Source organism: Kitasatospora griseola, from assembly GCF_044999035.1.
Taxonomy (GTDB): domain Bacteria; phylum Actinomycetota; class Actinomycetes; order Streptomycetales; family Streptomycetaceae; genus Kitasatospora; species Kitasatospora griseola.
Window position 1 is genome coordinate 7,884,741 of the sequence record NZ_CP173360.1, and the last position, 25,643, is coordinate 7,910,383.

Below are 25,643 nucleotides of genomic sequence, written 5' to 3' on the forward strand. Positions count from 1 at the left end.
CACCAGCCGCGTCCAGGTCCGTCACGGCCGACGGCTCATCCTTGCGGCCGATCGAGAACGGGCCACGGCCTCACACCCACAGCGCCTGGGCGATCGCCCACCCGGTGAACGCCGAGCCCAGCCCGGCCACCACGCTGCCCGCCGCGTTCACCCCCGCGTAGAACCGGGCCCCGCTCTCGGCCAGCCGCAGCGTCTCCCAGGAGAACGTCGAGTACGTGGTCAGCGCCCCGCAGAAGCCGGTGCCGAGCAGCAGTTGGAGCTGCGAGGAGGCCGCGCCGGCGGCGACCGCGCCGGTCAGCAGGCCGAGCACCAGGGAGCCGGACACGTTGACGGCGAACGTTCCCCACGGGAAGACCGTGTCGTGCCGGGCCTGCACCACCCGGTCGGTCAGGTAGCGCAGCGGCGCGCCGACCGCCGCGCCGACGATCACCAGCAACCAGTTCACTCCGCCTCCCCGGGGGCGTCGGCGGGACGGAGCACCTCGCACGCGTCGAGCGTCACCAGGCACCGGTCGAGCAGGTCGTCCAGTTGCGGCAGGAACGCCCGGATCCGCTCCTCGCGGTCCACCACCACGACCGCCACCGGCAGGTCGTCGCCGACCGACAGCAGCCGGGAGGTGTGCACCAGCGCGGACGCGCCGAAGCCCTCGATGCCGCGGAACACGCTGGCGCCGGCCAGCCGGGCGGCGTGCGCGCGGTGCACGATCTCCGCGTACAGCGGGCGGTGGTGCCAGTGCTGGTCCTCGCCGGCCAGCACCGTCATCCGCAGCGCCCGTTCGGTCCGTGCGGTCATCGCGTCCTCCGTCCGATCACCAGGCGGGCGGCGGCCGCGCCGGCCCAGACCGCGACCAGCGCGGCGAGCAGGGTGGCGGCCAGGTAGCCCAGGGCCGCCGGGGCGCGGCCGGCCAGCATCAGGCGCTGGACGTCGACCGCGTAGGTGGAGAAGGTGGTGAACCCGCCGAGCACGCCGGTGCCGAAGAACGGCCGCACCAGCCGGTGCGCACGCCAGGCCTCGGTGAGCACCGTCAGGAACGCCCCGATCACCGCGCAGCCCGCCACGTTGATCACCAGCGTCGCCCAGGGGAAGCCGTCCGCCGCCGTCGGCCATCCGAGCGCGATCGCGTACCGGGCGCAGGCGCCGAGCACTCCGCCGACGGCCACCACGCCGATCACGGACGCCAGTTCACGGTCCGGCCCGCGACGGCGCGCCGGGCGCGCCCCGGTCTCGGATTCGACGGCGCCGGCCGTCGTCGACTGGGAACTCTCCACGGGCACCACGTCTCCCACTCGCACGGCGCCCGAAGGATCCGGGCGCGTCCTGTACAAGTAGGGACCGTTGGCGGCGACTCGCCGCGGTTCAGGTCCGGCGGGCCCCACCGCCGTCGCGCCCCCTCGGAAGGTGGCACTTGCGCCACTCTACCGGCCGGGCGGGCCGCCCCCGGCAGCAGGGACGGCTCAGCGTGTCCCGACGGCGGGCGCCGGGACGGTCGGCAGGGTGTCGCGGGCGTACGCCAGGGCTTCCGGTGTGGTGGCGAACAGTCGCCCCTGAGCCTGGAGTTCGTCGAGTATGCCGAGTGCGTCCAGGGGCCGGCGGTGTTCGGGGTGCAGCCCGGAGAGCAGGACCCGGATACCGCGGCGGTGCAGGTCGGCGAGGGCCTCGCCGAGGACGGTCGCGCCGCTGGCGTCGATCGCGGTGACGCGCGACATCCGCAGGATCACCACCTCGGCGTGGTCGGCGGCGGTCAGTTCGAGCCGCAGGCGGTGCGCGGCGGCGAACAGCAGCGGGCCGTGCAGCCGGTAGGCGGCGATCCGGCCGCCCGCGTGGTCCTGCTCGGACACCGGCAGGCGCTCCAGCCGGGCGGCCCGGGCGACGGCGCGGAGCGCGAGCGCGCCGGCCAGCAGCAGGCCGACCGCGACGGCGGTGACCAGGTCGAAGGCGAGGGTGGCGGCGGCGGTCGCCGCCAGCACGGCGGCCTCGCCGCGCCCGGTGCGGGCCAGCGCGCGCAGCGCCCCGGCCTGCACCATGCGCACGGCGGTGGCGATCAGCACGCCGGCCAGCGCGGCCAGCGGGATGTCGGCGACCAGCGGCGCGGCGGCGAACACCACCACGGCCAGCACGGCGGCGTGCACCAGCGCGGCCAGTCGGGAGACCGCGCCGCTGCGCACGTTGACGGCGGTGCGGGCGATCGCGCCGGTCGCGGCGACGCCGCCGAACAGCGGGGCGACCAGGTTGGCCAGGCCCTGGCCGAACAACTCCCGGTCGCTGTCATGCCGTTCGCCGCCCCGGCGGGGGTCGTTCGCGGTCATCGCGTCGGCGGCGGTCGCCGACATCAGCGACTCCAGCGCGCCGAGCGCGGCGACCGCCAGCGCGGACGGCAGCAGCGCGGGCACCGCGGACAGGTCGAGGAAGCCCAGCGAGGGGCTGGGCAGTCCGGACGGCAGGTGGCCGATGACGGCGACCGGCAGGTCGACCGCCTTGGCGAGCACGGTGGCGGCGACCACGGCGATCAGCGAGAACGGCACTCCGGGCCGCAGCCGTCCGCCGATCAGCATCAGCGCGGCGACGCCCGCCGCGAGCAGCACCGCCGCCCAGTGCGGGGAGGACGCGAACGCGGAGACGGCGCGGGCGGCTACCACCGCCGGGTTCTCGCCGTCCGGTTTGGCCACGCCGAGCGCGCCGGGCACCTGCTGGAGGCCGATCACGCCGGCGATGCCGACCGTGAAGCCCTCGATCACCGGCACCGGCACGTACGCCATCCACCGGCCGGCCCCGGCGAGCGCCAGCAGCAGGCCGGCGAGCAGGCCGACGGTCAGCACCCCGCCGGTGCCGTAGCGGGCGACGATCGGCACCAGCACCACGGTCATCGCACCGGTCGGGCCGGTGACCTGGAGGCCGGAGCCGCCGAACACGGCGGCGATCGCGCCCGCGACCACGGCGGTGGCCAGGCCCGCCGCCGCGCCCGCCCCGGAGGAGACGCCGAAGCCCAGGGCGAGCGGCAGCGCCACGATGGCCACCGTCAGTCCGGCGAGCAGGTCCCGCCGCGGGTCCCGCCGCATGGTGGCCAGGGTCCGGCGGTCGGGCAGCACCGCCCGCAGCCGCCGGCCGATCGCACCCGCGCCGTTCACGCCGCCCCGCCGCATCGGATCGTGGCGAGCGGATCATGGACCTCCGCCTGGGCGTGGCACTGCGACGCGGGCACGGTTCAGCTCTCTTTCTGGGGTTCCGGCTCTGTTCCGGACCGGGACGGGACGGCGATGCCGTGCTGCTCCGCGATCCGCAGCAGCCCGGCGATCCGGCCCGCGTGGGCCTGCGCGCCCTGGTCGTCCTCGGCGTCCCGCGCCTCGCGCAACGCCCGTCGGGCGAGGGCGAGTTGCTCGCGGAGCTCCTGCTCGAACACCTCGGTCACGTCGGCCCCTCTCCAGTGTCGGCGCGCAGGTGGCCGGGCAGGACGGACCGGCCGGGCACCCGATCAGAATGTATCGACTTGAAGAATTTCGCAAGTCGCAATGTCTGCATGTCCTGGGCGCAGCGAGGCCCTCGCGGGCGGGGCAGGGGAAGTGACGGAGCGTCAGGCGTTGTTGTCGGCGGCCCGCAGGTCGGCGAGCAGGCCGGCCTGGTCGGTGATCAGCGAGCCGAGGATGGAGCGGGCGACCCGCAGCAGGTCGGCGACCTCGCCGCTGGCCAGCGTGTACACCACGGTGGAGCCCTCGCGGCGGGCGTGCACCAGCTTGGCCCGGCGCAGCACGGCCAGCTGTTGGGACAGGTTGGCCGGCTCCACGCCGACCTCGGGCAGCATCTCGGCGACGGCGTGGTCGCGGGTGCTGAGCAGCTCCAGCACCCGGATCCGCACCGGGTGCCCGAGCGTTTTGAAGAACTCCGCCTTCAGCTGGTACAGCGGGACGCTGGCCACCGGTGGCGACTGCGGGTTCTCGGCGTTCACGTGGTCGTCACCGTCTCGTTCAAGGCCCGAAAGGGCACGGGGGCGTCGCGCCGACCCTAACAACCGCTCGTGCCCCCCGGCACGAGCCGGGGGGCACGAAGGGCGGTGTCAGGCCTTCTTGACCACGCTGGACTTGAGCTGCATGGCGCCGAAGCCGTCGATCCGGCAGTCGATGTCGTGGCCGTCGACGCCGTCGACCAGCCGGATGTTGCGCACCTTGGTGCCGGCCTTGATGCCGGAGGCGTTGCCCTTGACCTTCAGGGCCTTGATCACGGTGACGGTGTCGCCGTCGGCCAGCACGTTGCCGACGGCGTCCCGGATCTCCCGCTCCCCCGCCGGCTGCGCCGCGTTCTCCTCCGCGGGCGCCCACTCGTGGCCGCACTCGGGGCAGACCATCAGGGCGTCCATCTCGTAGGTGTACTGGCCGGCGCAGCTGGGGCAGGGGGGAAGGTTGTCGCTCATCGGGCCAGGATAGCGGCCGATCGGCCGCTATCCGGACGCCTGTCCGATCAGTTGACGCTGACCGCGCTCCACGCGGCGGCGACCGTCGCGTACTCGGCCGAGCCGGCGCCGTACAGGTCGCGGGCGGCGTTCAGGGTGGCGGTGCGGGCGCCGGCGTAGTTGGTGGTGGAGGTCATGTAGACGGTCAGCGCCCGGTACCAGATGGCGGCGACCTTCTGGTTGCCGACGCCGGTGACGGTGGAGTTGTTGCAGGTCGGGCTGTTGTAGGTGTAGCCGTTGACGGTCTTGCTGCCGCTGCCCTCGCTGGCCAGGTAGAACCAGTGGTTGGCGACGCCGGAGGAGTAGTGCACGTCCAGCTTGGCGACCGACTTGCTCCAGCAGTCGGCGGAGCGGCCGTCCAGCGAGGGCTTGTCGAAGCGGCGCAGCCACGGCGGGGTGGACTGGTCGCTGAACAGGTAGTCGGGGGTGTCGACGGCGTTGTTGGCGTACCACTCGACCATGGTGCCGAAGATGTCGCTGGTGGCCTCGTTGAGGCCGCCGGACTCGCCGCTGTAGCGCAGGTTGGCGGTGGCGCTGGTGACACCGTGGGTCATCTCGTGGCCCATGGTGTCGAGGTCGACCTGCTCGGGGTCGGTGGTGCCGTCGCCGTCGCCGGTCATCATGCAGAAGCAGCTGTCGACCCACTGGGCGTTGTCCCAGTTGGTGCCGACGTGGACGAACACGGTGGCGCCGCGGCCGTCGTTCTTGATGCCCTTGCGGCCGAAGGTGTTGAGGTAGTAGTCGTACGTCCAGGCGGTGTTGGCGTGGGCGTCGACGGCGGCGGTGGTCCGGTCGGTGGAGAACTTCCGGCCGTCGCCCCACACGTTGTCGGCGTCGGTGACCAGGTTGCCGGAGGTGGCCTTGACGCTGCTGGAGCCGAGGTTCCTGGCGTCCCGGGTGGAGTGGCCGCGCACCGGGTCGATCAGCGCGTAGCTGCCGTCGGCCTGCTGGGTGGTGTCGATCCGGACGTCGCCGGTGTACTCGGAGTGGCCGGTGCCGGCGACGGACTGCTCGGAGTCCCAACTCTCGATCGCCTCACCGGTGGTGGCGTCGGTGACGACGACCCGGCCGGTCGGCTGGCCCTGCTTGCCCTCGCCGCTGACGGTGGTCTGCCAGGCGAGGCGGGCACCGCCGTCGGCGGCCCAGACGACCAGTTCGGGGGTGGCGGTGGCGCCGGATATGCCCTGGGCCTGGCCCAGCGCGGCGGCGGCGCCGTGCTGCGGGGAGACGGACGGCACCACGGACTTCACCGCCGGGTTGTGGCCCTTGGCGCGGGAGGAGTCGGCGAGCTTGCCACGGGCGTCCTGGTGCACCACCAGGTCGCCGCCGACCACCGGCAGGCCCTGGTAGGTGCGGTCGAAGCGGACGTGCTGCGCGCCGTTCGCGTCGATGATCACGTCCTTGACCTTCAGGCCCTGGCCGGCGCCGAAGCCGAACAGCTCGGCGTGGTGCGCGACGTTCGCCTCCGCGCGGGCGATCGCCGCGTCGCGGCCCGGGGCGGCGGAGGCGGTGTCGACCTGGACGGCGGCGACGAGCAGGGCGGCGCTCGCGGCGAGGGCGCCGGCGGTGAGGGTGCGGCGGCGTGCGGAGGAGGAGGGGCTCACTCGTGACTCCAGTCGGGTAGCTGGGGGCTGGCCGACTGACAGCCTGTCGGTGAACACGCAAACAGTTCTATGAACAGTAAATGAAAGTAATCGGTTCGTATCCCAGCACCCTCACCCCCGCCGTTCGGGGGGCCGCTCGACCGGTACGGGAACGACCAACGGCCCTCCCGCCGCGCGGGCGCGACGCGCAGGATCGGAGCATGACCCTCGACCCCTCCCCCTCCCCCGACGGCATCTCCCTCGACCCCGGCCAGTGCCTGCGCCTGATGGCCCGTCACTCGGTGGGCCGGCTCGTCTACACCCGGCACGCCCTGCCCGCCGTGCTGCCCGTCCGCTACCGCCTGGTGGACGGCGGAAGCGTGCAGGTCGACCAGCCCGACGAGGAACTGCTGCGCGCCGTGACCGGCACCGTGGTCGCCTTCCAGGCCGACCAGGTCGACCCGACCGACGGCAGCGGCTGGACGGTCACCGTGCTCGGCCACGCCGACGCCGTGCACCCGGCCGCGGCGACGGGGCCGCCCTCGGTGTCCGTGCGGATCCGCCCGGAATGGGTGTCCGGGCTGAGACTCCTGCCGCCCCGGCCCGCCGACCGGCCCCGCCGACCGGGACCTCCGGCCCTCGCGCCCGACACTGCCCGCCCCGCAGAGTGGGAACGTCGGCACCCGACCGGCACCGACCGAGGAGGCGAAGGGCGATGCGGCACTGCACCGTCGGAGCGATGATGACCCGTCACGTGGTCACCGTCAGCCCCGGTACGGGCTTCCGCGAGATCGTCGCCCTGCTCGCCGAGTACGACATCACCGCCGTGCCGGTGGTCGACACCGACCACCGGCCGCTCGGCGTGGTCTCCGAGGCGGACCTGCTGCGCACCCAACTCGCCCAGTACGACCCGGCGTCCATGCTGCCCGCGCCCGTGCACCTGCGCGGCACCGGCACCACCGCCGCCGACCTGATGACCTCCCCCGCGGTGTGCACCACCCCCGACTCGACGGTGGTCGCCGCCGCCCGCCTGATGACCCGTCGGCGGGTCAAACGCCTGCCCGTGGTCTCGCCCGCCGACGGCCGCCTGATCGGCACCGTCAGCCGCGGCGACCTGCTGCGGGTCTTCCTCCGCGAGGACCGGGCGATCCGACGCGAGATCGTCGAGGAGGTCCTCACCACCGTCGAAGGCGCCAGCCCCGCGCTGATCGCCGTCGACGTCGTCCAGGGCGAGGTCACCCTCAGCGGCACCACCGCCCCGCACTGCCCCGCCCGCACCCTGCGCGAACTCTGCGCCGCCGTCGACGGCGTGGTGTCGGTCACCGACCGCACCACGCACGCCGCCTGACGTTCCGTCAGCTCAGGATCCCGACGCGGCGGGCGGCCGCGATCCACTGCGGGAACTCCGACAGCAGCCGGTCGTACAGCTCCGGGTCCGGCAGCGTGCTGATGTCGTCCACCGCGAAGAAGCCGACGTTGTCGACCCGGCGGCCCGGCAGCTGGTCGAAGTACTCCAGCACGCCGTAGTTGGAGTGCCCCAGGCCGACGAACTGCCAGAAGATCGGCTCCTCGACGGCCGCCCGCAACTGCGCCTCGATCTCCGAGTTGCGGTAGACGCCGCCGTCGGAGAAGAACAGCACCAGGGTGGGCAGCGGCGACGGGTGCGCGTGCACGAACGCGCGCACCTCGGCGATCACCTTCTGCTCCTCGTTCTGGATGCCGACCGCCTTCATGTCCACCCGCCCGTCCGGCAGCGGCGGCCGCACCCGGCGACGCCCGAAGAGGCTCATGTTCGCCTCGCCCGGCCGCACGTGCAGCCGCAGCCACTCCGGCAGCCCCGGCAGGCTCAGGTCCGGCAGCCGGGCGGGCTTGGTGGCGAACGTCCACGCCTGCATCGTGCCGTCGTCGTCCAACTGCGCGGCCACGGCGGCCATCCGCTCCACCACGTCCGCGACCACGCCCCGGCCGTACAGCCCCGCCATCGACCCCGACGCGTCCAGCACCAGCAGGATCCGCGCCACCACCCCCTGCGCGCCGTGCTTGCGCAGGCTGACGGCGACCTGCTGCTTGCGCAACGAGAGGCGCTTGCGCATGTCGACGGGGAGGTGTTCCTCGGCAGCGGCGGCGAAGTCCGGCGCGTGCGCGGGCCGCGGCGGGACGGCCGGGGACGCCGACGGGTGCGGGGACGACAGCTGCTGGGTGACCGTCGGCGGCGGCACTTCGACCGGCCCCGGCACCGGCGCGGGCACGACGGACCGGGACTCGGGCCGCGGGTCCGCCGGGCGCAGCCTGAGCTCACGGGTGGCGTCCGGCCCGAGCCCCGCCACCGGCAACGGCCCGGGCTCGTGCCCGGGCTCCGGCACCGGCTCGGGAACGGGCTGCGCCGCCGGGCGCAGCCCGCGGGCGGGCTGCGGGACGGTCGCAGGCTCGGGCCGGGGCTCCGGCAGCGACGCCGGGCGCAGCCTCAACTCGCGAGTGGCGTCCGGCCCGGGCCCGAACTCGGGCGCCGACTCCAACTCGGTGACGGGCAACGCCTCTTCCGCCGCACGCCGCGCGGGCTCCGGCACGGCGGCGTGCCCGCTGGTCGGCCCAGCCTCTCCCGCCGGGTGCCGCACCCCGAACCCGCCGGTGACGTCCGCTGTCGGCTCCGCCGCCGCACGCCGCGCGGGCTCCGGCACGGCGGCGTGCCCGCTCTCCGATGCCGGGCCGGCCTCTTCCGCCGGCACCCCGGACCCGCCGGCGACATCCGCCGTCGGCGCCGGCGCGGGCTCCGGCACCGAACCGTGCCCGCTCTCCGACTCGGACTCGGCCGCTTCCACCGGGTGCCGCACCGCGAGCCCGCCCGTGGCGTCCGCCGCCGGCTCGGGTGCCGACTCCGCGGTGGGCACGGGCACTGCCGCCGCACGCGGCTCGGGCACGGGCTCCGACGCCGGCTCCGCATCCAGCGCAGGCACCTGCCCGTCGGCCACGTCCGCGTCCGCATCCCCCTCCGCCGGCAGCTCGAAGCCGTACGCGGCGGCCACGCCGTTCAGGCCGTTGGCCCAGCCCTGGGCGACAGCGCGGAACTTCCACTGGCCGCCCCGGCGGTAGAGCTCGCCGCCGATGAGCGCGGTCTCCCGGCCGGCCTCGATGACGAAGCGGGCGAGCGGCAGGCCGGTGCGGGCGTCGGAGATCAGCAGGGTCAGATCGGGGACCCGACCGAAGGTGCCGTCGTCGCCGATGGCGGCGAGCAGCAGGACGCGCTGGACGGCGGCGTCGCGGACGTCGAGCGCCGCGAGGTCGGCCTCGATCCGTTCGACGGGGGCGTCGGCGCCGCCGGTGCGGCCGCGGTGCAGGACCGCGCCGGAGCGGTGGGTGGGTCGGTGACGCCGGATCAGGTCGCTCGCGTCGCGGGCCTGTCCGTCGGCGGTGAGCAGCAGGGCGGCCGCGCTGAGGTCGGGGACGCCGGGTGCGGGTGTCCAGGTGAGGTCGGCGTGCACGGCGGGCACGTCGATCGGGAGGTTGCTGCCTTTGGCCAGGGATCTCGCGGTCACCGCCACAGTCTCGCCCATCGGGGGCGTGCGACGCGCCCCCCGGGAGGCAGGTTCTGCGGGCGGCGGCGGGCCCGGCGCTACGGTGGGGGCCGGACCGTGGGCGAGCCGGGAGCGAGGTGGTCCTGGTGCACGCGGTCACCGACTGGCTGCGCGGGCTCTCCGGGCCGGTGGTGTACGCGGTGGTGGGGGCCCTGGTGTTCGCCGAGGACGCGTTGTTCTTCGGGTTCGTGCTGCCGGGCGAGACGGCCGCGGTGCTGGGCGGGCTGCTGGCGCACCAGGGCAAGGTGTCGCTGGGCTGGATGGTGCTGGTGGTGGTGTCCGCGGCGGTCCTCGGCGATTCGACGGGGTACGAGGTGGGGCGCCGGTTGGGTCCGGCGGTGCTGCGCACGAAGACGCTGCGCAAGCACGCGGACCGGGTCGAGGGGGCGCAGGACCTGATCCGCCGTCGGGGTCCGGTCGCGGTGCTGCTGGGACGGTTCGTGGCGTTCTTCCGGGCGTTGATGCCGGCGCTGGCGGGGGTGTCGCGGATGCCGTACCCCCGGTTCCTGCTGTTCAACGCGATCGGCGGGGTGCTCTGGGGGGTGGGGTTCACGCTGCTCGGCTATTTCGCGGGTTCGGCGTACTCCCGGGTGGAGGGCACGGTGGGGCGTTCGCTGGCGGTCGCGGTGGCGGCGGTGGTGGTCGTGGCCCTGGTGGTGTGGCGGGTGCGCGCGCACCGCCGCGAGGCCCGCCGTGAGAGCCGTGAAAGCCGTGCCGACACCCGCGCCGACCGCCCTGACGACCGCCCTGACGGCCCCGGCGAGAGCAGTGACGAGGACAGTGACGAGGGCCGCGACGGCCGGGGGCCGAAGCAGGACTGACGGTCCGTCGGGCGCACGGTGGCCGACCGTCCCGCTCCCGGCAGGGCCCGTCGGCTCCCGGAGGTGGACCGTTCGGCCCTCTGCGCGGCCGGGGCGAGGGAGCAGGCTGGAGTCATCGGGAAAGGAGTTTCTGATGAACCGTCTGCAGACCCGTAGTGTCGCCGAGGTGCTGGTGGAGACCCGCGGCGAGGTTTCGGCCGGCGCCCCCGACTATGCGCGGGTGAAGATCGCGGCCGTGCTGGACCGGTTGGACGAGCCGGTGCTCGGAGTCCGGGTGCGGCTGGTGCAGGAGCCCAACCACGCGATGGCCCGGCCCTCGCGCGCCCAGGCCACCGTGGACGTCAACGGGCGTCCGGTGCGGGCGCACGTCGCGGCGGCCACCATGCGCGAGGCGGTCGACCTGCTCCAGGACCGGCTGGTGTCGCGGATCGCCCGGCTGCGCCACCACCGCCGCCCGACCCGTACGCCGCTCGGCTGGGCGGACGGCCTGGACCCGGAGCACCGCCCGCAGCGCCACCACCGTGCGCCGGAGGAGCGTCGGCTGGTGCGGCACCGCAGCTACAGTGCGGCGCGGCTGGGCCCGCTGGACGCGGTGTTCGAACTGGAGGCGATGGACTACGACTTCCAGTTGTTCACGGACGCCGGGAGCGGTTGCGACAGCCTGGTCTACCGGGGCGCGGCGGGCGGCTACCGGCTGGCCTCGACCGGCCCGCTGCCGACGCCGGTGCCGGGCCTGGTGACCAGCCGGCTGACGGTGCCGTGCCTGACGGGCGACCAGGCGCGGGCCCGACTGGACCTGAGCGGCCTGCCGTTCGTGTTCTACACCGATGCCGCGACCGGCCGCGGCAACGTCATGTACCACCGTTACGACGGGCACTACGGGCTGATCACGCCCGCCGCGTAGCGGTCGAGCCTTCGGCAGGCGTGGGGGTCTGTCCGGAGGCGGGAAGAGCTCCCGGCGGGTGTGGGGCCCGTCCGGGAGCGCGGGAAGAGGAGTCGGGGACGGTGTGGGGCCGTCCCCGGCTCCCGCTTTTTTGGCTCATTACCTGCTCACTGACGGCCGATTGCCTCGACATTACGTCGACAACGAAGTATTTCGGCCAACTTCTTGCCGCATGGGTGACGCGTCCCCAACAAAGCTGGCACTGTACCGTCCCATCGCCGCACAGGCCCTTGCAGACGCACGTGCACCACGACGATGCGGCGACCCGTCGGACACCGTCCGACCCGTTCGAACCACCAGCTCTACCGGGCGGCTCCATCCCTGCCCTCCCGGCTGACTCCGGCCGTACCCACGCGGCCGTCGCAGAAGGAGTTCCGTGTGACTCGATCCTCCCGAAAGACCGTCACCGCGACCGCGCTGATCGCCGGCGCCGCGATGATCGCGGCCGCCCTGACGTCCGGTGTCGCCGCCGCCGACACCACCGAGCAGGCCCCGGCCGAGGTCCAGGCCGTCGCGGGCGCGCTGCCGGTGCAGCTGTCGGCGGACCAGCGCGGCGAGCTGCTGGCCGTGGCGGACGCGGCCAAGGCGGAGACCGCGAGGTCGCTGGGCCTGGGATCGGAGGAGGCGCTGATCGCCAAGTCCGTGACGAAGGACGCGGACGGCAGCGTGCACACCCGCTACGAGCGCACCTACGCCGGGCTGCCGGTCCTCGGCGGCGACCTGGTGGTCCACACCGCCCCGGACGGCTCCACCTCGGGCGTCACCAAGGCCACCGAGGCGGACATCGCGGTCGACACCACCGCCAAGGAGAGCGCCGACTCCGCGCGGACCTTCGCACTGGGCAGCGCCGAGGGCGCGCAGGTCGAGGAGCCGGCGGCCGACAACGCCCGCAAGGTGGTCTGGGCGGCGTCCGGCACCCCCACGCTGGCCTGGGAGACGGTCGTCACCGGCACGCAGGAGGACGGCACGCCGTCCGAGCTTCACGTCATCACCGACGCGAACACCGGCAAGAAGCTCTTCGAGTACCAGGGCATCGAGACCGGCATCGGCAACAGCCAGTACTCCGGCCAGGTCACCATCGGCACCACGGCGGCGGGCAGCGGCTTCGCGATGACCGACAACACCCGCGGCGGCCACAGCACCTACGACCTGAACGGCACCAGCGGCACCCGCACGCTGGTCACCAACCCGACGGACACCTGGGGCGACGGCACCGTCGCCAACCGGCAGACCGCCGCCGTGGACGCCGCCTACGGCGCCCAACTCACCTGGGACTACTACAAGAACGTCCACGGCCGCAACGGCATCAAGGACGACGGCGTCGGCGCCTACACCCGGGTCCACTACGGCAAGAACTACGTCAACGCGTTCTGGTCCGACAGCTGCTTCTGCATGACCTACGGCGACGGCGCGGGCAACACCCACCCGCTGACCTCGATCGACGTCGGCGCCCACGAGATGACCCACGGCGTCACCTCCGCCACCGCGAACCTGATCTACAGCGGCGAGTCCGGCGGCCTGAACGAGGCCACCTCGGACATCATGGCGTCCGCCATCGAGTTCTGGGCCGGCAACCCCCAGGACAAGGGCGACTACCTGGTCGGCGAGAAGATCGACATCTACGGCACCGGCGCCCCGCTGCGCTACATGGACAAGCCCTCCAAGGACGGCCGCTCCCGGGACGCCTGGTCCGCCGACCTCGGATCGATCGACGTCCACTACTCCTCCGGCCCGGCCAACCACTGGTTCTACCTGGCCTCCGAGGGCAGCGGCGCCAAGACCGTCAACGGCGTGAACTACGACTCCCCGACCTCCGACGGCCTGTCGGTGACCGGGATCGGCCGGGACGCCGCCGCCAAGATCTGGTACCGGGCGCTCACCACGTACATGACGTCCTCCACCAACTACGCCGCGGCCCGCGTCGCCACCCTCAAGGCCGCCGCCGACCTGTACGGGCAGACCAGCACGACCTACATGAACGCCGCCAACGCCTGGGCCGCCATCAACGTCGGTCCGCGCGTCGTCGACGGCATCATGCTGGACTCCGTCGCCTCCCAGGTCACCGCGGTCGACGTGCCCGCCGAACTCCAGCTCCACGCCATCAACTTCAACCCCGGTCAGCTCACCTTCCACGCGACCGGTCTCCCCGACGGCCTGAAGCTCCACCCGGTCACCGGCCGCATCACCGGCACCCCGACCACGCCGGGCACCTACACGGTCACCGTCGACGCCAAGGCCTCCCACCACAGCAACAGCGTCACGACGTTCACCTGGAAGGTCGCCAGGGCCGTCGTCGAGAACACCACCCGGACGCCGATCCCGGACGCCGGCGCCGCGGTCTTCTCGGACATCGTCGTCGACCGGCTCGCCGGCCAGGCGCCGAGCGACCTCAAGGTGGCCGTGGACATCAAGCACACCTGGCGCGGTGACCTGGTCATCGACCTGGTCGGCCCGAACGGCACGGTGTACTCGCTGAAGAAGAGCAACGTCGGCGACTCGGCCGACAACGTCTTCGAGACCTACACGGTGGACGCCTCCGCCCAGCCCGCCAACGGCACCTGGCGGCTGAAGGTCCAGGACATGTACCGGGGCGACAGCGGCTACGTCGACGGCTGGAAGCTCGTCTTCTGATCCGTCCCTGCTCCGACCGTCCCTGCGCCGAGGTCGTCCGCTCCCGGAAGCTCACTTCCGGGAGCGGACGACCTCCTGGATGTGCGGGACGGCCCGCACCAGGGTCAGCACGCCGCCGATCACCGCGGCCAGCCCGAGCAGTTCGGGCAGCAGCCACCAGCCGGTGCGCACCGTCTCGTCGAACAGCGCCACGCCGAGCAGCAGGCTGACCCCGGCGTCGCCGATGGTGAGGGCGGGCTGCGAGACGGCCAGCGACCCGGCCTGCAGCGCGTTCTCCAGCAGCAGGACGGCGGCGATCCCGGTGAGCGCGAAGCCGTAGGTCTGCCAGACCGAGAAGAACGCGCCGGGGCCGTGGTCGGCGAAGGTGCCGGTGGCGGACTTCAGCAGCGCGGCGGTCAGCGCGTTGCCGACGGCCGCCGCGCTGCCCAGCGCGCCGGCCCGGACCACCGGGGTGCGCCAGTGCCGGGCGGCGAGCACGGCGGCCGCCATCATGCCGAGGCAGCCCGCCAGCACGGGCACCCAGCGGCTCATCGGGGCCTGGTCGGTGCCCCCGGTGGGCGCGGCACCGGCGAGGAACACGACGAGGCCGCCGACCACGGCGCCCACCCCGGCCCAGCCGGCCCGGGGCAGTCGGCGGTGCAGCAGCGGGGCGGCGATCAGCAGCGCGAACGGCAGTTCCAGCACGAACACCGGCTGCACCAGGGCGAGCGCCCCGAAGCTCAGCGCCAGCGCCTGGAACAGGGCCGCCCCGGTCACCCCGGCGATGCCGATCAGCCAGGCCGGGTCGTGCGCCAGGGTGAGCACGAACCGCAGGCCGCCGCCGCGGCCGAGCTTGGCGGCCGCCTTGCGCTGGAACGCGGTGCCGGCGGCGTTGGAGGCGGCGCTGAGCACGGCGAACAGGACGGCGAGTGCGGGCACGCCCCCATGCTCTCCCGTCCCGGTGGCGCAGCCGTGCTTCCCCCGCCCCGATTGCGCCGGACGGGCAGGTCTTCCGACGGCCCGTCAGTCGCCCAGCAGCCGGGCGGCCTGTTCGCGCATCTCGACCTTGCGGATCTTGCCGGTGACGGTCATCGGGAACTCGTCGACCACGTGCACGTAGCGCGGGATCTTGAAGTGGGCGAGCCGGCCGGTGCAGTACTCGCGGACCGCTTCGGCGGTGAGCGGGCGGGCGCCCTCGCGCATCCGCACCCAGGCCATCAGCTCCTCGCCGTACCGGGCGTCGGGGACGCCGATCACCTGGACGTCGAGCACGTCGGGGTGGGTGTACAGGAACTCCTCGATCTCCCGGGGGTAGAGGTTCTCGCCGCCGCGGATCACCATGTCCTTGCTGCGGCCGGTGATGCTCAGGTAGCCGTCCTCGTCCATCACGGCGAGGTCGCCGGTGTGCATCCAGCCGTCGGGGTCGATCACCTCCGCGGTCCGCTCCGGCTCGCCCCAGTAGCCGAGCATCACCGAGTAGCCGCGGGTGCACAGTTCGCCGGTGTCGCCGCGCGGCACGGTGCCGCCGGTGGCCGGGTCCACCACCTTGACCTCCAGGTGCGGTCCGACCCGGCCGACGGTGGAGACCCGGCGCTCGATCGAGTCGTCGGCGCGGGTCTGGGTGGAGACCGGGGAGGTCTCGGTCATGCCGTAGCAGATGGACACCTCGGTCATGCCCATCCGGCCGATGACGTCCTTCATCACCTCGATCGGGCAGGGCGCGCCGGCCATGATGCCGGTGCGCAGGCTGCTCAGGTCGTAGCCGTCGAAGTCCGGGTCGGCGAGCTCGGCGATGAACATGGTGGGCACGCCGTACAGCGAGGTGCAGGACTCGGCGGCGACCGCGGCCAGCGTCGCGGGGGCGTCGAACGCGGGCGCGGGGATCACCATGCAGGCGCCGTGCGAGGTGGCGGCGAGGTTGCCCATCACCATGCCGAAGCAGTGGTAGAACGGCACCGGGAGGCAGATCCGGTCCTGCTCGGTGTAGCCGCACAACTCCCCTACGAAGTAACCGTTGTTGAGGATGTTGCGGTGCGAGAGGGTGGCGCCCTTGGGGAAGCCGGTGGTGCCGGAGGTGTACTGGACGTTGATCGGGTCGTCGGCGGACAGCTCCTCCCCGATCCCGGCCAGCACCGCCGGATCGCCCTGCCGGCCGGTCAGCAGCAGCTCGTCCCAGTCCGGGCCGTCCAGCAGCACCACGTCCGTCAGCGCGGCGCAGCGCGGCCGGACTTCGTCGACCATGGCCGCGTAGTCGGAGCTCTTGAACTGCCGGGCGGCGACCAGCAGGCGTACGCCCGCCTGGTTGAGGACGTACTCCAACTCGTGCGAGCGGTATGCGGGGTTGACGGTGACCAGGATCGCGCCGAGCTTGGCGGTGGCGTACTGGGTGAGCGTCCACTCGGCGCGGTTGGGCGCCCAGATGCCGACCCGGTCGCCGCGGCCGACGCCCTTGGCGCGCAGCCCGAGCGCCACCGCGTCGACGTCGGCGGCGAACCGGGCGTACGTCCAACGGCGGCCGGTGGCGCACTCGACCAGCGCCTCGCGCTCCGGGAAGGCCCGGACGGCCCGGACCAGGTTCGCTCCGACGGTGTCGCCGAGCAGCGGGGTGCCGGTCGGTCCTGAGGAGTGGCTCGGCTGGCTCGGGGCGTGCGACACGGGGCCTCCTGGGCGCGGTGGTGCAGATCGACGAGTACCCATGCTGGCCACCGGAGGGCCCGTTGACCAGTCTCCAAGTGGGGGTGGTGCGCGCCCGCTCGACGGCGAATCAGTCCTCCGGGCGCAGGTACCGCTCCCAGATCAGCGCCTTGCGGTACGGGCCGTCCCCGTCGGCGTCGTACTGCGGCGCGTCGAAGCGCACCCAGTACACCGACTCGCAGTCCCGGGCCCGGGGGTGATCGACGGGCTCGGGCGCGGCCAGGTCGTCGACCGTGCCCTGGAACTCGACCTGCCAGGGCCCGTCCCACTCCGTGGAGCGGACGACGGTGACCCGGGCGCCGGGGAGGAGTACGCGGGCGGGCCGGCGCCGGCCGAGCGGGCGGTCCGTGAGCTGTTCGAAGGCTGTCCGGTCCCGGGGCTGCTCCGGGTCGAGGGGTGGGTCGTTGGCCATGGCGATCATCCTGCTGGCCGGGCACTCGCCGGGCCACCGGTTTTCGCCCGCTCGGGCGGAATCACCAAATCGGCGTCCCGCGGCGGGAGTTCGCTGATTTGATGGCACGAAGGGACAGTCGGGGGTTCACGGGGGGTTCGATGACTCGGGAGAGTGCGCAGGTGCGGCTGCGGCCGTCGCCGCAGTACCGGCGGCGGCGGGCGGCCGTCGCGCTGTTCGCGGCCGGCGCGTTCGTCGGCTGCGGGCTGCCGGTGCTCACGGGCGTGGCGACGCAGCCGCTGCCGATACTGGTCGACGGCGTGACGGCCGTGGTGTGGGCGGTGGTGCTGGTCCGGCAGGCACTTCACGCCCTGGCGCCCACCACGGTGGTGGTCGACCCCGAGTTCCTCGAACTCCGCGGCGGCCTGCGGAAGGTCCGGCTGCCCTGGGACGCGGTCGACGGCGTGTGCGTGCTCCCGATGCGCGGCTTCGTGGCCGCCTACGAGGCCCCGTACTTCCGGGGCTCGCTGCTGGTGCGGACCTCGCTGGTCGAACCGGCCGGGCTGGAGGCGAGCGGCTCGCCGCGCTGGTCGGCGCCGTGGCACGGGATCCTGCTCGACCTGGCGCCGCTGGCGGTGCCGGCGGAGCGCCTCGACGAAGTGTTCGTCCCGCGGCTGTCGGACCGGTGGGGCGGGACGACCCGGCTGCCGGACGGCCCCGGCGCGGCCTCGGTGTTCGCGGCGGGCGCGCTGCTGACCTGGTCGGGCCGGGTCATGCTGCGGCTGGCCCAGCTGGTGCTGCTGCTGGTGGTCGCGGGCTCCGTCCTCATCATGACCGCGCTCGACGACTACTCCCCCTTCCAACCGTTCCTGGTGGTCCTCACCCTGGCGGTGTTCGGCGCGATCGGCACCCGGCGGCTGATCCTGCGGCTGTCCCGGCCCTGCGAGTTGCGGGTGGAGAACCGGGGCGTCGTGGTGACCGTCGGCGGCTACGAGCGGGCCGTGCCGTGGTCCGAGATCGCCTCGCTGGAGATCGGGCAGCACACCGTCCCCCGCGCCGGGCAGCGGATCCCGGTGCGGGCGGTGCTCGCCCGGCTCAACCCGGGGGCGAGCCCGCCGGCGAAGCTGCCGCACTGGTCCTTCCGCGCCGACGGGCAGGCCGTGCAGCTCCTGCCGCTGACCTCGCCGGTGCTCGCCCAGATGAACGGACTCGCGGTCTTCCCCGCCCAGTTGGCGAACGCGCTCGCGCCGTACCACGCGAACCTCCTCCCCGGGCACACCGTCCGGGCCGAGTCCGTCGCGGGCGCGGCCGTCACCGTCCGGATCGGCCAGGGCCGCGGCTCGGCGCACCGGAGCATCGGCGCCGCACTGCACGCCACGTCGGACGACCGGCCGCGGCGGCTGCTGATCGAACCCGGCCGGTACCGGGAGGCGGGGCCGCTGGTGCTGTCCGGCACCGTCGAACTGGCCAAGGCCCACGGCGCGGGCGAGGTGGTGATCGAGACCCCCGAGGATTCCGCCCTGGAGTGCGCGGGCCAGGTCACGCTCGACTCCCTGACGCTGGAGGGCCGCGGGCCCACCGCCGTCGCCGTCACCGGCCACCTGGAACTGCGCCACTGCCGGATCGACGGCCCGGCGGAGTACGCGCTGCTCGCCTCGCAGGGTGCCGAACTCGTCCTGCGGGACAGCGAGATCATCGCCGGCCGGACCGAACTCGTCGGCGCCACCGGCACCTTGGAGCGCACCGCGTTCCGCTCCGCCCGGGGCCACGCACTGGTGCTGAAGGACCGCGCGAAAGCCACCGTCACCGAGTGCACGGTGACGGACAGCCGGGGCCGCGGCATCGACGTCACCGCCGCGTCGACCGCGGAGATCCGCAGCTGCGAGTTCCGGGGCACCGGCGACACCGCCGTCGCCGCGGGCGACCACACCGCGGTGCAGATCCTCGCCTCCCGGATCGACGAGGTGCACGCCACCGGCATCTCCTACGACCACCAGGCGCAGGGCACCGTCCAGGCCACCAACGTCAACGGCGCCACCACCGGGCTGTACGTGGCCCGCGGCGCCGACCCCAAGGTCCGCGACTGCCAGTTCGCGGGCTGCCGGGACACCGGGGTGCTCGTCGAGGACCAGGGACGCGGGCGACTGGAGAAGTGCCGGATCGACCGGGCCGGCCGTCTGGGCATCGGCGTCGCCTCCGGCGGCGTCCCCACGGTCGACGACTGCTTCATCACCTTCGGCGCCACCGGCGTCCAGGTGCACAAGGCGCGCGGCACCTTCGCCCGGTTGGAGATCCGCGACCACTCCAACAGCGGCGTCCAGATCCAGGAGGGCTCGGCGGTGGAACTCACCGGGCTGCGCCTGGAGCGCTGCAAGAACGGCGTGTTCGGACACGGCACCGGCGTGACCGTCCAGCTGAAAGGCGCCGTCATCAGCAAGGCGACCGCCTCCGGGCTGGTGCTGCAGGACAGCGCACGCGTCACCGCCGAACAGATCACCATCGAACAGCCCGGCCTGTTCGGCCTGAACTGCCGCGACGACACCCGGCTGACCGCCCAGGGCTGCACCATCGCGAAACCGGGCGAGGCCGGGCTGCTGACCCTCGGCAACACCACCGTGGACATCAACACCCTGGAGATCACCGGCGCCCGGGGCAAGGGCGTCCAGGCGAGCGAGAACAGCCAGTTGCTCCTCACCAGGGTCCGGGTGCACGGCGCCGGGAGCGACGGCATCAGCCTGGGCGAGCATGTCTACGGCCGCCTGGAGGACTGTGAGATCACCGGCTGCACCGGCGAGGCCGTGGTCCCCAACGAACGGGTGGTGCTGGAGAACGTCCGCACCGGCGACACCCCGGAGGACATCCTGCAGCCCGAGGCCGGCCCGATCGCCGAACTCCAGCGCATGATCGGCCTCGCCGAGGCCAAGCGGCAGGTCGACGTCCAGATCGACCTGCTCCGGCTGTCCCGCTGGCGCACCGACGCCGACCTCCCCCCGCCGCCGCGGGCCCACCACCTGGTCTTCTCCGGCCCGCCCGGCACCGGAAAGACCACCGTGGCCCGGCTGTACGGCCAGATCCTGGCCGGACTCGGCGCGTTGAAGAAGGGCCACCTGGTGGAGGTCGCCCGCGGCGACCTGGTCGGCGAGTACCTCGGACACACCGCGCAGAAGACCCGCCAGGCCTTCGACCGCGCCTCCGGGGGCGTGCTGTTCATCGACGAGGCGTACAGCCTGGCGCGACGCTTCGGCTCGAACAGCGACTTCGGCCAGGAAGCCATCGACGTCCTCACCAAACTGATGGAGGACCACCGGGACGACGTCGTGGTCATCGCCGCCGGCTACACCGAGGAGATGCGGGCCTTCCTCGACTCCAACCCCGGCCTGCGCTCCCGCTTCTCCCGCATCCTCGAGTTCGAGCCGTACGACCCCGACGAACTCGCCGAGATCGTCGCCCGCGAAGCCGACCGCCACGCCTACCGCCTCGCCCCCGAGGTGACGGACCTCCTCGTCGAACGCTTCACCCGTCGCGAACTGCGCGGCGACCCCGCCAACGCCCGCGACGCCCGCACCCTGCTGGAGGAGATGGTCGAACACCAGGCCTCCCGACTGGCCGGCGGCGACACCCCCAGCCGGGAGGACCTGGTGGTGCTGCTGGCGGACGACCTTCCCGAGGAGAGCACCTGGCTGTGAACGCCGACGAAGCCTTCGACCTGCTCGCCGCCCGCCTCGACCAGGTGGCGACCGACCCCGACCTCATGTCGTGGTTCGGCACCGCCGAGGCCCACGCGGCCACCGCCGTCCTCCGGGCCGCCGGGGTGCCGCCCGGCTCGGACGTCCCGCCGGAGCACGCCCTCGCCCTCGGCTTCAGCGACCTGCTCGGCTTCTGGGCCGACGACCAGCGCGACCCGTCCCTCCTCGGCGAGACACTGCTCTGCCTGCAACTGGCCCGCCGCCACTTCCCGGAACGGGTCGCGCCGGAGTTCGCGGAGGTGCTCGCGGTGATCGACGGGGAGAGCCCGCCGACCGGGCCGGGCGTCGAGCGGGCGCACGCCGCCGGGATCGCGCTGGTCCTGGCGTACCAGCGCTGGCGGCACCCCGGCGCGCCCGCCGCGGCCGTCCCCCTGCTGCGCCACGCGGCGGTCGAATGCCCGCCGGACACGCCGCTGCGGGGCGCCGTCCTCTCCGCACTCGGCGTGGCCCTGCTGAACGACCACTTCGACCGCACCGACCTGTCCTCGCTCGCCGAAGCCGTCCAGGCCTGCCGCGCCGCCGTCGCCGCCGTGCCGGGCGCACCCGGCGAACAGGCCCGCCGCCACGCCAACCTGGGCACCGCCCTGCGCTTCTGGTCCGACGCCGGCCTCGCCGACGGCGCCATCCGCGAGGCCGTCTCCGAGATCCGCACCGCACTGCGCCTCTGCCCGCCGGACGATCCCCAACTCGCCGCCTGCCGCGTCGAACTGGGAGTGGCCCTCACCCAGTCCGCCGTCTTCTTCGGCGACCGCACCGCCCTGCCGGAAGCCGCCGCCGTGCTCCGCGAGGCGCTCCGCACCGCCGACCCCACCGCCGCCGACCTCACGGACCGCGCCGGCCACCCGGAACGGCTCTGCTATCTGGGCCTGGTGCTGATCACCCAGGCCGGGCAGGCGGCCGGGGCCACGGCGGAGACCGGATCGCCGGCCGCGGCGGAGTCGGAGCGTGCGGCCGCGCTGCGGGCCGAAGGCGTGGCGCTGTGCCGGCAGGCCGCCGAGACCGCGCCCACCGACGCCACCCGGCGGCAGTACCTGTGCAACCTGGGTCTCATCCTGCTCAGGTCCGCGGCCGTGGACGACGCCGGGGCCACGTCGCTCGCGCTGACCGCGGCGTACGAGGCGGCCGAGCTCTCGCCGGTCGGAAGTGCACTGTTCGCCGACACCCGGGGGCTGCTCGCCCTCGCCCTGACCAGGCGCTACCTGACGGACGGGCAGCCGGCGGACCTCGCGGCGGCCGTCGCCCGGGCCACCGAGGCCTTCGAGGCCACCCCGGCGTCGATGCCGTCGCGCCGGGTCGAGCAGGGGAACACCCTGGCGAACCTGCTGGGTCTGCGGGCCGAGGCGGCCGGCAGCGACGATCCGTCGACCGAACCGCTCGCGCTGCTGCGGGGGCTCGTCGGGGAGTTGCCCGGGCCCTCGGTCGAACGGGCGCAGGCGCTGCGGTACTTGGCCGACTGCCTGCTCGAATCCGCGGTGCGGGACGATCGGGAGGAGCGGGCGGCCGAAGCGGTGGCACGCTACCGGGAGTGTCTCGAACTGCCGTCCCCCGGGCCGGGGTTCGAGGCGGAGGTGCGGTTCTCCCTGGGCACGGCCCGGGCCCGGCGGGTCGCGCCGGGCGACCGGGACGCCTGGCAGCGGTCCGTCGCGTCGATGACCGGGGCGATCGCCCTGCTGCCGGTCGGCGACCCGCGGCGGATCGAGCTGGAGTTCCGGCTCGGCACCCGCTGGGTGCAGCACGCGGAGGACACCCGCGACCCGGCCGCCCGCCTGGAGGGCGCCCGGGTGCTGGGCGCGGTCGTGGCGGCCGACCAGGAGTGCACCGCCGCCGACCGGGTGCTCCACCGGACGACGTTGGGTGCGGCCGTGCTGGGCCTCGCCGAGCACGGCGGCATGGAGGAACTGGTGGCCGGGGCGGCGGGCCCGCTCGAACAGGCCCTGGAGCTGGTCCCGACCGGCGACCCGCGGCGGCCACACCTGGCCGTCCTGTCCGCCGGGGTGTTCTCCTCGGTCGCCTGGATGCGCTCGGACATCGCCGCCCTCGACCGGGCCTCCGACCTGCTCGCCGAGGCCCTGGCCGTGCCGGACGGCGACGATGCGGACCTGGACTCCACCGACCGGGCGGAATTCCTGGCGGCGCTCGGCCGCAACCTCCGGCTGCGTTACCACCTCACCGGCGACCCGACACACCTGGAGCACGCCGTCGAGCACCTCCGCGAGGCCGTCGCCCTGACCGCGCCGGAACCCGACCCGGCCGCCCTCAGCGGGCTCGCCACCTGCCTCGCCAACCTGCACGGCTACCGGCCGGACCCGCGGCTGCGCGCCGAGGCGATGGCGTACTGCCGCACCGCGCTGGACCGGCTGCCCGCGGACGACCCGGAGCGCGCCTCGATCCAGGCCGACCTCGGCTACCTCGAATGGTCGGTGGCCGTCGAGTCCGGCGAGGCCGAGCGCCTCGACGGCGCCCTCGGCACGCTGAGGGCCGCCGTCGACGTCGCGCCGGACGGCCACGACAACCGCGGCCTGGCCCTCACCAACCTCGGCGTCGCCCTGCTCGACCGGGCGGGCCGGACCGGCGACCGCGCCTGGGAGCTCCAGGCCGTGGCCGTGTTCCGGGCCGCGCTGGAGCACACCGGGCCGTCCTCGGCGCAGCGCCCGGTGGTGCTGAACAACCTCGCCATGGCGCTGTTCGACCTGTCGGTGACGACCGGGGAGTCCGCGCTGCGCGAGCAGGCGTTCGCGCTGCTGAAGGAGGCCGCGGAGCGGCGTCCGGGGATGTCCCTGGCCCGGGAGCGGGCCGCGCTCAACCTGGCCGTGCTGCGGTTCGCGCAGGCCCGCTCGACGAAGGACCTGCCTGCCACCGCCGAGGCGTTCCGACGGTTCGACGTGCTGCTCGAGGAGCTGGGCTCCTCGCATCCGCTGCGCCCGCTCGCGCTGGCCCGGCTCGCCGACGCCGCTCTCGGCCTCGCGGACCTGCTCCCCGAGCGCGCCGCCCGGACGGCCCTGCGGCGGGCGGCCGCCGCTGCCCGCGAGGCCCTCGCCGACGACGCGGCGAACACCGCGCCGATCTCCGCGCTGGCCCGGCGGGCGCTGGCGCAGGCGCAGGTGCGGCGGGCCAAGAGCGGCGAACGGGTCGACCTGGCCGAGGCGATCCGGCTGATCCGGCGCACGGCCGAGGACCGGGCGTTCCCGCCGCACACCCGTCTCCAGGCGGCGCGGACGTGGGGCAGCATCGCCGCGGACGCCGGCCTGCCCGCCGAGGCCCTGAACGGTTTCAAGCACGCGGTCGCCCTGCTTCCCGGCGTGGCGCCCCGCCATCTGGCCCGGCTCGACCAGGAGGACCGGCTGGCGTCCTCCTGGGGGGTGGCCGGCGCGGCGGCGACGCTGGCGATCCTGGCCGGCGACCCCGCCGGGGCGCTGACGCTGCTCGAACAGGGGCGGTGCGTGCTGCTGGCGCAGGGCCTGGAGTACCAGGGCGACCTGTCCCGGCTGCGCGAGCTCGACCCGGCCCGCGCCGCGGAGTTCGAGGCGATCCGGGACCGGCTGAGCCGCGAGCACCCCCTCGCGTCGGCGGAGGCGTCCGACACGTTCTTCGCCCAGGGCGCGGCGGGAGCGGATGCGGCCGCCCTGCGGGACGCCGAGGAACGCCACGCCATGTCCCGCCGCTGGGACCGACTCCTGGAAGAGATCCGCACGTTGCCCGACCTGGAGGACTTCCTGCGCCCGCCGACCGTCCATCAGCTGCTCTCGGTGGCGGAGCACGGCCCCGTGGTGGTGGTCAACGTCAGCGACTACGGCGCGCACGCCCTGCTCCTGGTCGCTCCCGACGGCGGCCCGCCGCGCATCGAGGTGGTGGAGTTGCCGGACCTCACGCCCCTGCACATCACGCTGGCCATTCAGGCCTTCACCGAGGAGTCGATCGACGCCGCGTACGGGGACCGGGGTGTGAACCGGGCCACGCACATGATGAAGACGCAACGCACCGCCCTGGGGTGGCTGTGGGAGGCCGTGGCCGCGCCCGTCCTGGACCGGCTCGGCCTGCGCGGGACCCCGCTGGACGGGGAGCCGTGGCCGCGGCTGTGGTGGTGCCCGACCGGCCGGCTGGCGTTCCTGCCGCTGCACGCCGCGGGCAAGGGCCAGGGCATTCCCGGCACCTGGGCGATGGACCGGGTGGTGTCCTCGTACACGCCGACGCTGCGGTCGCTGCTGCGGGCCCGCCGCAGGCCTGCCGACGCCGGTCCGCCCCGTCGTCGCCCCGCTCCGCTGGTGGTCTCGCTCGCGCAGACGCCGGGCGGCCCGCCGCTGCCGGGCGCCGGACCCGAGGCCGCGCTGGTGGCCGAGCTCTTCCCCGACGGTCTGCGGCTGGACGGCGAGCAGGCCACCGTGGAACGGGTGCGCCGGGCGCTGAACCGGCACTCCTGGGTGCATTTCAGCTGTCACGGCGTCAGCGACCCGGCCAGCCCGTCGAACAGCGGACTGGTCCTCCACGACGGCCGGCTCAGCGCCCTCGACCTGTCCGCACGCCGCCCGGTCGACGCCGAACTCGCCTTCCTCTCCGCGTGCTCGACCTCCCAGGGCGGTCTCGACCTGCCGGACGAGGCGGTGCACCTGGCGCCGTCCTTCCAGCTGGCCGGCTTCGCCCACGTCGTCGGCACGCTCTGGAGCGTCTCCGACAAGATCGCCCGCCACGTCACCGGCGAGTTCTACACCGCGCTGTCGGAGGACGCCGCCGAGGGCCTGCCGTTCGACCCGTCACTCGCCCTGCACCACGCCGTCCGATCACTGCGTGAACGCCTGCTGCCCGCACCGCACTTGTGGGCCGCGCACGTCCACATCGGGCCGTGAG

At 74.1% G+C, this 25,643-nt stretch carries 18 protein-coding genes and 2 pseudogenes; 7 read left to right on the forward strand and 13 right to left on the reverse strand.

The features are described 5' to 3' along the window. Nucleotides 1-70: 70 nt before the first annotated feature. The 8 genes from crcB (ACI1MP_RS35110) to ACI1MP_RS35145 all read right to left on the reverse strand — a co-directional run bounded on the left by crcB (ACI1MP_RS35110) (nucleotide 71) and on the right by ACI1MP_RS35145 (nucleotide 6,045). On the reverse strand, nucleotides 71-445 hold the full coding sequence (crcB, locus tag ACI1MP_RS35110) for a fluoride efflux transporter CrcB (protein ID WP_380333263.1): 375 nt from the start codon (nucleotides 443-445) through the stop codon (nucleotides 71-73). Next, nucleotides 442-792, reverse strand: coding sequence for a DUF190 domain-containing protein (locus ACI1MP_RS35115; RefSeq protein ID WP_043907753.1), 351 nt, complete (start codon nucleotides 790-792; stop codon nucleotides 442-444). Before ACI1MP_RS35115 ends, crcB (ACI1MP_RS35110) begins: the two co-directional genes overlap by 4 nt. Next, nucleotides 789-1,268, reverse strand: coding sequence for a fluoride efflux transporter CrcB (crcB, locus tag ACI1MP_RS35120; protein ID WP_404870486.1), 480 nt, complete (start codon nucleotides 1,266-1,268; stop codon nucleotides 789-791). The genes ACI1MP_RS35115 and crcB (ACI1MP_RS35120) overlap by 4 nt, the downstream gene beginning before the upstream one ends. A gap of 186 nt (nucleotides 1,269-1,454) precedes the next feature. Further along, nucleotides 1,455-3,140 carry a SulP family inorganic anion transporter gene (locus ACI1MP_RS35125; RefSeq protein WP_404870487.1) on the reverse strand — a complete coding sequence of 562 codons (1,686 nt, stop codon included), beginning with the start codon at nucleotides 3,138-3,140 and terminating at the stop codon, nucleotides 1,455-1,457. Between the two features lie 62 nt (nucleotides 3,141-3,202). Beyond that, complete coding sequence (locus tag ACI1MP_RS35130; RefSeq protein WP_380333261.1) at nucleotides 3,203-3,406, reverse strand: hypothetical protein; 204 nt, start codon at nucleotides 3,404-3,406, stop codon at nucleotides 3,203-3,205. Nucleotides 3,407-3,568: 162 nt separating this feature from the next. Continuing rightward, on the reverse strand, nucleotides 3,569-3,940 hold the full coding sequence (locus tag ACI1MP_RS35135) for an ArsR/SmtB family transcription factor (protein WP_380333260.1): 372 nt from the start codon (nucleotides 3,938-3,940) through the stop codon (nucleotides 3,569-3,571). Nucleotides 3,941-4,048: 108 nt separating this feature from the next. After that, entirely contained in the window at nucleotides 4,049-4,402 is a 354-nt protein-coding gene (locus ACI1MP_RS35140) for a zinc ribbon domain-containing protein YjdM (RefSeq protein ID WP_189272000.1), read from the reverse strand. 47 nt (nucleotides 4,403-4,449) lie between these two features. Continuing rightward, entirely contained in the window at nucleotides 4,450-6,045 is a 1,596-nt protein-coding gene (locus tag ACI1MP_RS35145) for a M4 family metallopeptidase (RefSeq protein ID WP_380333259.1), read from the reverse strand. 200 nt (nucleotides 6,046-6,245) lie between these two features. Here ACI1MP_RS35145 and ACI1MP_RS35150 point away from each other — a divergent pair, with 200 nt between their 5' ends. Together ACI1MP_RS35150 and ACI1MP_RS35155 are read left to right on the forward strand one after the other, a co-directional pair. Further along, entirely contained in the window at nucleotides 6,246-6,767 is a 522-nt protein-coding gene (locus ACI1MP_RS35150; RefSeq protein WP_380333258.1) for a pyridoxamine 5'-phosphate oxidase family protein, read from the forward strand. Further along, nucleotides 6,764-7,372: a CBS domain-containing protein gene (locus ACI1MP_RS35155; RefSeq protein ID WP_232733981.1), complete on the forward strand. Its 609-nt coding sequence runs from the start codon at nucleotides 6,764-6,766 to the stop codon at nucleotides 7,370-7,372. Before ACI1MP_RS35150 ends, ACI1MP_RS35155 begins: the two co-directional genes overlap by 4 nt. A 7-nt stretch (nucleotides 7,373-7,379) precedes the next feature. On the opposite strand, the pseudogene ACI1MP_RS35160 reads toward ACI1MP_RS35155, so the two are convergent. Next, a pseudogene (locus tag ACI1MP_RS35160) lies at nucleotides 7,380-8,300 on the reverse strand (vWA domain-containing protein); the annotation flags it as partial. A 744-nt stretch (nucleotides 8,301-9,044) separates the two neighbouring features. Continuing rightward, nucleotides 9,045-9,575, reverse strand: a pseudogene (locus tag ACI1MP_RS35165) (TerD family protein); the annotation flags it as partial. 107 nt (nucleotides 9,576-9,682) lie between these two features. Here ACI1MP_RS35165 and ACI1MP_RS35170 point away from each other — a divergent pair. From ACI1MP_RS35170 to ACI1MP_RS35180, 3 genes are all read left to right on the forward strand, one after another. After that, nucleotides 9,683-10,417 carry a DedA family protein gene (locus ACI1MP_RS35170; protein ID WP_404870488.1) on the forward strand — a complete coding sequence of 245 codons (735 nt, stop codon included), beginning with the start codon at nucleotides 9,683-9,685 and terminating at the stop codon, nucleotides 10,415-10,417. A gap of 133 nt (nucleotides 10,418-10,550) precedes the next feature. Then, a complete protein-coding gene (locus ACI1MP_RS35175; RefSeq protein WP_404870489.1) occupies nucleotides 10,551-11,321 on the forward strand; it encodes a sigma 54 modulation/S30EA ribosomal C-terminal domain-containing protein in 771 nt (256 codons plus the stop codon). Nucleotides 11,322-11,795: 474 nt separating this feature from the next. After that, nucleotides 11,796-13,991 carry a M4 family metallopeptidase gene (locus ACI1MP_RS35180; RefSeq protein WP_404870876.1) on the forward strand — a complete coding sequence of 732 codons (2,196 nt, stop codon included), beginning with the start codon at nucleotides 11,796-11,798 and terminating at the stop codon, nucleotides 13,989-13,991. Between the two features lie 51 nt (nucleotides 13,992-14,042). Here ACI1MP_RS35180 and ACI1MP_RS35185 read toward each other — a convergent pair whose 3' ends face one another. From ACI1MP_RS35185 to ACI1MP_RS35195, 3 genes are all read right to left on the reverse strand, one after another. Next, entirely contained in the window at nucleotides 14,043-14,909 is an 867-nt protein-coding gene (locus ACI1MP_RS35185) for a DMT family transporter (RefSeq protein WP_404870490.1), read from the reverse strand. An 84-nt stretch (nucleotides 14,910-14,993) separates the two neighbouring features. Further along, complete coding sequence (locus tag ACI1MP_RS35190; protein ID WP_404870491.1) at nucleotides 14,994-16,667, reverse strand: AMP-binding protein; 1,674 nt, start codon at nucleotides 16,665-16,667, stop codon at nucleotides 14,994-14,996. A 67-nt stretch (nucleotides 16,668-16,734) separates the two neighbouring features. Continuing rightward, complete coding sequence (locus ACI1MP_RS35195; RefSeq protein ID WP_404870492.1) at nucleotides 16,735-17,076, reverse strand: ferrous iron transport protein A; 342 nt, start codon at nucleotides 17,074-17,076, stop codon at nucleotides 16,735-16,737. Nucleotides 17,077-17,216: 140 nt separating this feature from the next. Here ACI1MP_RS35195 and ACI1MP_RS35200 point away from each other — a divergent pair, with 140 nt between their 5' ends. Beyond that, nucleotides 17,217-20,741 (forward strand): right-handed parallel beta-helix repeat-containing protein, encoded by a 3,525-nt coding sequence (locus tag ACI1MP_RS35200; protein ID WP_404870493.1) that lies wholly within the window; start codon nucleotides 17,217-17,219, stop codon nucleotides 20,739-20,741. Then, nucleotides 20,738-25,642 carry a CHAT domain-containing protein gene (locus tag ACI1MP_RS35205; protein WP_404870494.1) on the forward strand — a complete coding sequence of 1,635 codons (4,905 nt, stop codon included), beginning with the start codon at nucleotides 20,738-20,740 and terminating at the stop codon, nucleotides 25,640-25,642. Before ACI1MP_RS35200 ends, ACI1MP_RS35205 begins: the two co-directional genes overlap by 4 nt. Nucleotide 25,643: the final 1 nt, after the last annotated feature.